The sequence below is a fragment of the Aneurinibacillus sp. UBA3580 genome (assembly GCF_002375825.1).
GTDB classification, from domain to species: domain Bacteria; phylum Bacillota; class Bacilli; order Aneurinibacillales; family Aneurinibacillaceae; genus Aneurinibacillus; species Aneurinibacillus danicus.
The window spans coordinates 2,879-12,431 of sequence record NZ_DFMZ01000108.1 but is presented as its reverse complement, the minus strand read 5'-3'; the positions used below and the strand labels follow the sequence as shown (position 1 = coordinate 12,431).

The 9,553-nt window shown below is 50.3% G+C and carries 8 protein-coding genes; 6 read left to right on the top strand and 2 right to left on the bottom strand.

What is annotated here, in order from left to right:
- From B2899_RS15045 to B2899_RS15020, 6 genes are all read left to right on the top strand, one after another.
- Positions 1-635: toprim domain-containing protein (locus B2899_RS15045; protein WP_286886864.1), on the top strand; the 635-nt coding region annotated here is incomplete at its 5' end.
- 7 nt (positions 636-642) lie between these two features.
- Positions 643-3,138 carry a DNA topoisomerase IV subunit A gene (parC, locus tag B2899_RS15040; RefSeq protein WP_286886863.1) on the top strand — a complete coding sequence of 832 codons (2,496 nt, stop codon included), beginning with the start codon at positions 643-645 and terminating at the stop codon, positions 3,136-3,138.
- A gap of 154 nt (positions 3,139-3,292) precedes the next feature.
- Entirely contained in the window at positions 3,293-3,709 is a 417-nt protein-coding gene (locus tag B2899_RS15035; RefSeq protein ID WP_146809595.1) for a S1 RNA-binding domain-containing protein, read from the top strand.
- 105 nt (positions 3,710-3,814) lie between these two features.
- Entirely contained in the window at positions 3,815-4,735 is a 921-nt protein-coding gene (pyrB, locus tag B2899_RS15030) for an aspartate carbamoyltransferase (RefSeq protein ID WP_246147272.1), read from the top strand.
- 142 nt (positions 4,736-4,877) lie between these two features.
- Positions 4,878-6,803 (top strand): oligoendopeptidase F, encoded by a 1,926-nt coding sequence (gene pepF / locus B2899_RS15025; RefSeq protein WP_146809593.1) that lies wholly within the window; start codon positions 4,878-4,880, stop codon positions 6,801-6,803.
- A gap of 118 nt (positions 6,804-6,921) precedes the next feature.
- Positions 6,922-7,224, top strand: coding sequence for a hypothetical protein (locus B2899_RS15020; protein WP_146809592.1), 303 nt, complete (start codon positions 6,922-6,924; stop codon positions 7,222-7,224).
- 46 nt (positions 7,225-7,270) lie between these two features.
- Here B2899_RS15020 and leuD read toward each other — a convergent pair whose 3' ends face one another.
- Together leuD and leuC are read right to left on the bottom strand one after the other, a co-directional pair.
- Positions 7,271-7,879, bottom strand: a complete 609-nt coding sequence (leuD, locus tag B2899_RS15015; RefSeq protein ID WP_146809591.1) for a 3-isopropylmalate dehydratase small subunit — start codon at positions 7,877-7,879, stop codon at positions 7,271-7,273.
- Entirely contained in the window at positions 7,866-9,305 is a 1,440-nt protein-coding gene (leuC, locus tag B2899_RS15010) for a 3-isopropylmalate dehydratase large subunit (RefSeq protein WP_146809590.1), read from the bottom strand. The genes leuD and leuC overlap by 14 nt, the downstream gene beginning before the upstream one ends.
- Positions 9,306-9,553: the final 248 nt, after the last annotated feature.

Here is a 9,553-nt window from a genome sequence, read left to right as displayed (position 1 = left end):
CGGGCGGTTCAGCGATCAACGGGCGCGACCGCAATTTCCAGGCGGTGCTTAGCCTGCGCGGAAAACCGATTAACGTAGAGAAGAAAAAAATCTATGAAGTCATTGGACCGAACGGCAATGAAGAGATTAACACGATCGTTGAAGTGCTGGGTACGGGAATCGGTGACGATTTCAATGCCAACAAGTGCGCGTTCGACAAAATCATCATTATGACGGACGCCGATTACGATGGCGCTCACATTCAGATTTTGCTGCTGACCCTGTTCTACCGGTACTTCCCGGAGCTTATCAAACGCGGTAAAGTATTTATTGCGCAGCCGCCGCTCTATAAAGTATACAAACAGGGGAAGAAGGGCCAGGAGATGATATACGCCTGGACGGATGAAGAACGAATTGCGGCGCAGAAGAAGTTGGGCAGCCAGGCGGAAATTCAGCGCTACAAGGGACTTGGCGAGATGAACGCCGAACAGCTATGGGATACGACCATGAATCCTGAGACGCGCAAGCTGATTCAGGTGGACCTAGAAGAAGCGGCGGAAGCCGAGCGTATTGTCACCGTTTTGATGGGGGACAAAGTACCGCCGCGCCGCGAATGGATTGAAAGCAACGTGAAGTTTGTTATGGAGGAGGAATAAAGAGTCGATGTCATTGCCGCATGAACAGTACTTGCAGATGAGTGTGCGGGACGTGTATCGCTCGCGGTTCAGCGATTATGCCCGCTATATCATTCTATCAAGAGCCATCCCGGATGTGCGGGATGGCTTAAAACCCGTGCAGCGCCGCGTGCTGTACTCGATGTATAAGGAGAAAAACACTCCCGATCGGCCGTACCGAAAGTCGGCGAAGACGGTCGGGGATGTGATGGGGAACTACCACCCGCACGGCGATTCGTCCATTTATGAGACAATGGTCAACCTTGTGCAGCCGCACAAAATGCGCGAGCCGCTGATTGACGGCCATGGCCACTGGGGTACGATCGACGGCGATACGGCGGCTGCGATGCGTTACACGGAAGCGCGCCTTATGCCGATTGCCATGGAGATGGTCCGCGATATTGAGAAGGATACGGTAGAATTTATCCCAAACTATGACAACACCGCGAAAGAGCCGGTCGTGCTGCCGGCCCGTTTTCCGAATTTGCTTGTCAACGGTGTTACGGGCATCTCCATCGGGTTTGCCACCGAGATTCCGACGCACAACCTGCGCGAAGTTATCGATGGCACAATTGCCCTATTGAATAATCCGGATATTACACTTGATGAGCTGATGAAATACATTCCGGGTCCGGATCTTCCGGGAGGCGGCATCATTCAAGGGAAGGATGAGATTCGCAAAGCGTATGAGAAAGGAGCGGGTCGAATCATTATCCGTGCCAAGACACATACCGAAAACGGCAAGCAGGGCCGCAGGCTCATCGTAGTCGACGAAATTCCTTACACAGTGAAGAAAAAAGCGCTTGTAACGCAAATTGAAGAGGAAATTCTCGAAAAGAACGTAGACGGTCTTATAGAAGTGCGGGACGAGACCGACCGCCAGGGCATGCGCATCGTGCTGGAAGTGCGCAAAGACGCCGATATGGACGGCATCCTGAATTATCTGTTCAAGAAAACCGATCTGCAGATTTCGTATAGCTTTAATATGCTGGTTATCGCCGATGAGCGGCCGCAGCAGCTCGGGCTCAAAGGTATTCTTGATGCGTACATCGTACATCAAAAGGATGTTATCACGAAGCGAACCACCTACGATTTGGAGCGTGCGCAAAAACGCCTGCATATTGTCGAAGGGATTATCAAGGCGATCTCCATCCTGCGCCAGGTCATCGACACGATTATGGACTCGGATGGTCGGGAAGATGCACGGGAACGCCTGATGAAAAACTACGATTTCACATACGAGCAGGCCGAAGCCATTCTCGATATTCGCCTGCACCAGCTGACGCGCCTTGATATTAAGAAGTATGAGAAAGAAGAAAAAGATTTACAGAAAAAGATTACGACTTTTGAAGGCATCCTGAAGAGCGAGAAAAAGTTAAACAAGGTTCTCGAAAAAGAGCTGACCGAAATTCGTGACAAATACGGCAATGAACGCCGCACAGAGCTTGAGGATGAGATTGAAAGCATTGAGGTCGATATCTCCGTTACCGTGCCTGCGGAAGATATCATCGTGACAATTACGGAGGACCAGTACATCAAACGCACCTCGATGCGCTCGTTCAACAGCTCCGGTGCTTCCATTGAAACCACGGGACTCAAAGAGGGCGATACGGTGCGGTATTTCTTCAAAACGAATACGATTCACCAGCTGTTGCTGTTTACGAACAGCGGACAACTCTACCAGTTGCCGATGCACGAAATTCCGGACGGACGCTGGAAAGACATCGGGACAAGCCTGGTGAACGTCGTGTCGCTCGGCAAAGAAGAGAAAATTGTCGCCGCTTATGCAGTGGAGTCACTGGAGCAAATCGCAAACGAGTCGTTCGCGTTCGTGACGGAAAACGGCATGGTCAAGCGAACCAAAGTAGAAGAGTACAGCAAAACGCAGAAAAAACGTGGCATTGTGGCGGTAAAAGTCAAAGACGACGATAAGATCGAGTCTGTGCATTTGTGCCGGGAGGAGCAGGAATTTTTGCTTGTCTCATCCGGTGGCATGGCGATTCGATTTCCGGCATCCGATGTGCCTCTCACCGGACGGAACACGGCCGGCGTACGCGGCATGAAACTTGAAGAAGGCGGACGGATTATAGGCTCGTTCATCCTCTCGCCGGATGCGGAAGATGTACTGCAGATTATAACGAAAGAAGGCGTCGTCAAGCGTACGTTTGCCGCCCAGTTTACGGTACAGGGCCGCGGCGGCAAAGGTGTGCTGATCATTCGGCGCCGCAAAGTGCAGCCGCATGAAGTAAAGGCGGCGTTCCTTGAAGGAGAAATGAAGCACGACTTAAAAGCCCGTACAAGTGCGAATCGCATCATTCCGGTAGACTGGGAAGCGTACCGTCATAGCCTGTCGATTAATGATCAAGGGTCGATCGGGCGGACGATGGTGGCTATGGACACAGGCGAGGAATTGGTTCAAGTATACAGGATCGCGTGGGTAGAAGAAGAGCGCACCGAAGAGACCCCGGAGAATTCTTCTATATAAGCAGGAAAGAGTACCTTTTTGTCGAATTGGGAATACTATGATATAGGAGAGTAGTATACGTTTTGCCAGCGATTGCGGGATGCAAAGTTCTTTATTATTCTTTTTGTTTCATGTATAGTAATTGTATAGTAAATTCTTTTAGGGGGAACATTTTTTGAGTAACATCGCTGTCGGCAATATTTTAGAAGGTACCGTGGTAGGAGTTCAATCTTTCGGCGCTTTTGTTAATATCGGAGAAAACAAGCAGGGGCTTGTGCATATCTCGCAAATCGCTTCTTCTTATGTAGAAGATATTAACCAGTTTGTCAAAGTTGGCGACAAAGTGACCGTAAAAGTGCTGGAGATTAAAAACGACGGTAAAATTTCTTTAACCATGAGAATTCATGAAGAGAAGAAAGAAGATCGTCGTCCGTTTAAGAAACGCGATGACAATCGGGGGCCGGGGGGACGTTCCCAGGGTCAGGGCGGACGCTCTAGCTCGAAAGAAGATTTCGAGTCGATGATGAAGCGCTGGATGAAAACAAGCGAAGATAAAATGGGCGATCTGGGTAAGCGCGAAAAGAGACGCTGAACTTTTATGCCTATTACCATGGTAAACCAACCACTCTGATGCAGGTCAGAGTGGTTTTCTATGCATAGATGATTTTTACCATACATAGTAAAGGGGAGTTGTATTGTGTCATTATACCATGTATTAGGGGCCAAGCAGTTTACCCGTTCGGTATTGGACGAGATTTTCGAAAATACCCGCCGGATGGAACGCCTGGTAGAAGAGGGCGGCAGCGATCGTTACAGTAATAAGGTGATGACCACGCTGTTTTTTGAACCGAGTACGCGGACGCGTCTTTCGTTCGAATCGGCGATGTCCCGCCTGGGGGGCAAAGTTATCGGTACGGAGAATGCGGCCCAATTCTCGTCCACTATTAAAGGCGAGACGCTCGAAGATACGATTCGGGTTGTGTCCGGCTACAGCGATGTTATCGTTATCCGCCATACCGATATAGGGGCGGCGGAGCGCGCGGCTGCTGTGGCGAGCGTGCCTATCATCAATGCCGGAGATGGTGCGGGCGAACATCCGACACAGTCGCTGCTCGATTTATATACAATCGAAAAGGAACTCGGGCGTCTTGATAACCTCCATATTGTAATGATCGGAGATCTGGCGAATGGCCGGACCGTTCACTCGCTGTCGTATCTGCTGGCCAACTATAAGAACATTCACATTTCATTTACGGCGCCGGAAAACGTGCAAATTCCGACATATGTAAAGAAATACTTAGATCAAAAGGGAATTACGTACGAGGAAGAACACGATTTAGCAAAAGTGGCGAAAACCGCAGACGTACTGTATCAGACGCGCATTCAAAAAGAACGCTTTACATCGTTAGATGAGTACGAAAAAGCCCGCGGCAAGTATATTATTAACCGCGGGCTGCTTTCCATCATGAAACAGGACAGCATTATTCTTCATCCGCTGCCGCGTGCAGGCGAGATTGCGGTGGATGTGGACCAAGATCCACGCGCCGCGTATTTCCGCCAGGCGCAGAACGGACTATTTGTCCGCATGGCCCTTATTGACAAATGTTTTTCCTTTTAAGCTAGCTGACATAGAATAGACGAGAACCGGGGTGCTGCTTTGCATCCCGGTTTTTTCGTGCTTTGTTCATAAAAGAACAATAAATATTTCCCTTCTCTCCTGTAAAAAATATGAAAAACAATTTAGGGAAGAAGGAATAATTATGCACAAACGATTGTTTGTCCCGCTTGTGGGCGTATTGTGCGGAGTGCTGCTGCTCATGAATGACTGGCTGGATTCTCCGGCGCTAAATCCGACCGATACCCTAATAAAAAAAGAAAATTCATCAAGCGTACGGGAAAGTATGGCAGATACGTGGGATGTGACCCGCCTATATCCGAGTGAGGCGGCGTGGAGGGAAGATATCCGCCGTCTGGCAAAAGAAATTCCCGAGCTGTCCGCTTACAAAGGCAAGTTGGAAGATGCCGGGCAGTTGTACACTATGCTAAATAAAGAAGAAAAGATGGCTCGGACACTGGAGAAGGCGTATGTATACGCCCAGCTGAGATTTGATACGAATACGACGGATCCAAACGCCCAGCGGCGGCTGGATGAAGCGAGACAGACTGCGCAGAAACTGGCATTGGTCGCATCGTTTGCCGGCCCGGAACTTGCGGCGTTAAGCGACGCCAGGCTTGCGGAAATGTACCGGCAGGAGAAAAGGCTTGAACGGTATAAACACTACATCAGTGAGCTGCGCAAAGAGAAAGCGCATATTTTGCCTGAGCGGGAGGAGAGGCTGCTGGCATTGACAGGTGAGGCCATGGGAACGGCGTCGCAGGCGTACCGTTATCTGCTGGATGCAGATCTTGTCTTTCCTCCCATTGAAGACGGAAAAGGCAGGAAGATTTCGCTTAACCGGATGAATTATGCCGCACTCATGACGTCTTCCGACCGCGAGCTGCGTCGCCGCACTTTTGAAGCAGTATACGGTACATATAATCAATTTCGGAATACATTCGCCTCGCTTCTGCAGGGCGAAGTACGCAAGCATATCGTCTATGCACGGGCGCGGAATTATCCTTCGGCGCGCTATGCCGCACTGCACACATCCGATATCCCGGAGAATGTATACGACAATTTGATTGCCACGGTGCGCGGTCGTATTCATCTGCTGCATCGGTATGCCACATTGCGTAAGAAATTGCTGGGTGTTACTACCGTACACAAATACGATTTATACATGCCGCTCTATCAAGGAATAAAGAAAGAATATCCGCTGGCAGAAGCGAAGAAGATGGTGCGTGAAGGACTGGCTCCGCTCGGCCCCGAGTATCAAAAGAAACTGGATCAGGCGTTCAAAAATCGTTGGATAGATGTATACAGCCGTAAAGGAAAGACGGGCGGTGCATACCAGACAGCCGTCTATGGATATCCACCGTATGTGCTGCTGAACTATCATGGTCAGCTGGACGACGTGCTGACGATGGCGCACGAACTGGGACATGCCATGCATTCGCAGTATGCCAATGAAGCACAGGATTATCTGGATGCTGAATACGATGTATTCGTAGCGGAAGTGGCATCGACGGTCAATGAATCGCTGCTGCTGCGCGGCTGGATTGCGCAGGCGAAGGACCCGGAAGAGAAGGCGGCACTGTTAAATCGCTACCTGGATGCCTTTCAGAGCACGCTGTTTACCCAGACACTGCTGGCGGAGTTTGAGCGCGATATTCACCGGGCAGCGGAGCGGGGGGAAACGCTGACGGCAGAGTACCTGGCGCAAGAATACCGCAAGCTGGTCGCAGCCTATTACGGACCGGCGCTTACGGTGGACAAACATGTCGGTGTGGAATGGACACGCATTCCGCATTTCTATAAGAATTTTTATGTGTACCAGTACGCGACAGGATTTTCCGCCGCCACCACCCTGGCGGATGGTTTACTGCGTGGAGGCGAGAGAGAGCGGGAGAGGTATCTTGCATTCCTGAAGGCAGGCGGCTCTGTGCCTCCGCTTGAAGCACTGACACAAGCCGGGGTAAATCTGCGTGATCCGCGGGTTGTCTCCCGCGCGCTGGATGTGTTTGAGGAAGCGCTGGGAGAGTTGGAGAGACTTGCGAATGAACTTCCCACACAAAAACAAGCATAATATGATTTGCGGGGAACGGTAGGCGAGAGCCCAATTTGGGCAGGACAAAGGACATCCGCCCTTTACTTTCATAGTGTAGTAGCATGTAAATATTATTTTGAGAATGTGGAGGGCACTTATGGAGAATAACGAAAACAACCAGCATCCGTCTTTCGCCCATGAATCCTATCCAGCCGATTATTCCGCTTATTCGTATTACGCGCAGCCGGTTTCGTACCCATACCATTACGGCTATACGCATGATGAGCGCGGCATTTGGCCGATTATTCCGTTTCTGCTTCTGGCGCCGCTTTTATACAACTACAACAGACCGAAGCCCGTTCCGTATCCGTATCCGGCACCGTATCCATATCCTGCACCCTACCCGTATCCGACTCCTTATCCGCCGTATTATTACGGAGCCAATCGGGAAGAACAATAATTCATGAGAAAAGGACGGGAGTGCAGGCTCCCGTCCTTTTTCGCATTTATTGAGCGATTTTATAATAGCTCGGATAGTTTTTCTCGTATTCGGCAATTTTGTCTTCCTGCATCAGCGTAACACCGATATCATCGAGTCCTTTCAGCAGACATTCGCGGCGGTATTCATCCACGCTGAATGGAATTTCTAGTCCTTGTCCGTCCGTAATCTTGTTGTTTTCTAGATCGACAGTTAACTGATAGCCTTTGTGCTTGGCCACGTTTTGGAACAATTGTTCCACGGTTTCTTCCGGCAGCACGATCGGCAGGATACCGTTCTTGAAACAATTGTTATGGAAGATATCTGCAAACGACGGTGCAATGATCACTTTAAATCCATAGTCGAGAAGCGCCCATGGCGCATGCTCACGGGACGAGCCGCATCCGAAGTTGTTGCGTGCAATCAGGATGTGTGCATCTTTATACTGCGGTTTGTTCAATTCAAAGTCGGGATTCGGGTTTTCCTGTTCATCAAAGCGCCATTCATAGAACAGGAACTGTCCGAAGCCTGTACGCTCGATACGTTTCAGAAATTGTTTGGGAATGATGGCGTCTGTATCTACGTTTACGCGGTCGAGCGGAGCGACCACACTGGTAATTTTTTTAAACGGTTCCATGTGCTTTTCCCTCTCTTTCTTTGACTTCCCAATTACGTACGTCTACGAAGTGACCGGCGATGGCGGCAGCGGCGGCCATTTCCGGGCTGACCAGGTGCGTGCGTCCGCCGCGTCCCTGACGGCCTTCAAAGTTGCGGTTGGACGTTGATGCACAGCGTTCGCCCGGTGCAAGTACGTCCGGGTTCATCGCAAGACACATGCTGCAGCCCGGCTCGCGCCATTCGAAGCCGGCTTCGATGAAAATTTTATCGAGTCCTTCTTTTTCGGCCTGCTCTTTGACCATGCCGGAGCCCGGTACAACCATAGCGTTGACATGGGGCGCTACTTTGTAGCCGTTGGCGATTTTTGCCGCCGCACGCAGGTCTTCGATACGGCCGTTTGTACAGGAGCCGATGAATACGCGGTCGATTTCGATTTCCGTGATCGGCGTATGCGGCTCAAGGCCCATATATGCGAGCGCATTTTGCGTTGCTTTGCGCTCATTTTCCGTTGCAAAATCTTCCGGTGCCGGTACTACACCGCTTATACCGATACCCATCCCCGGGCTTGTGCCCCAGGTTACCTGCGGTTCAATCTCCCGGGCGTTGATTACGACACGGCGGTCGTATTCGGCGCCTTCGTCAGTCACAAGCTCTTTCCAGGCAGAAATGGCTTTCTCCCACTCTTCTCCTTTTGGAGCGAAACGACGGCCTTTAAGATACGCAAACGTTGTTTCATCCGGTGCGATAAGGCCCGCGCGTGCGCCTGCTTCGATGGACATATTGCAGACCGTCATCCGCTCTTCCATGGAGAGCTTCTTAATCGCGTCACCCGTATATTCAATGACGTAACCGGTCGCAAAATCCGTACCCCACTTGGCAATAATGGCAAGGATGATGTCTTTGGCCGTCACGCCGGTTGGCAGTTCACCCTCAACGTGCACTTCCAGTGTTTTCGGTTTCTTCTGCTGCAGGCACTGTGTTGCCAGCACATGCTCTACTTCACTCGTACCGATGCCGAATGCGAGCGCACCAAATGCGCCATGGGTGGATGTATGACTGTCGCCGCATACAATCGTTTTGCCGGGATGGGTGAGGCCAAGCTCGGGTCCCATAACATGGACAACGCCCTGCTCGGGGCTGTCGAGGTCATAGAGTGTGACACCGAATTCTTTACAGTTTGCCCGCAGCGTTTCAATTTGTTGGCGGGAAATCGGATCTTCAATGGGCAGGGAGCGATCCGTTGTCGGTACGTTATGATCGATGGTCGCAAACGTCAAATCCGGCCGGCGTACCTTGCGTCCGGCGAGGCGTAATCCTTCAAACGCTTGTGGTGACGTAACTTCATGCACAAGATGCAGGTCGATGTATAGCAGGCTGGGTTTGTTCTCTTCCGAGTAAATGACGTGGTTGTCCCAGATTTTTTCAAACATGGTGCGTGGTTTCATTCATCTCTCCCCTTTTTGTTTTATTCATTCTATATTTTTTTAAATCTTTATATAAGTTTTAACATAGAAAAAACAAATGTTCAAAGATATAATATTTATAGTTTGCATAGGTTTTTCCTATAAAACAAAAACACCACAGTTTGCCAGCCGCAACCCCGACATGAAAATGATGAGAAGGTCGGCTGACTTTAGTGGTACGAAGGGAAAGAGAGAAGAGAACGAGGAGAGGATTTCAATGTAGAAAAAGG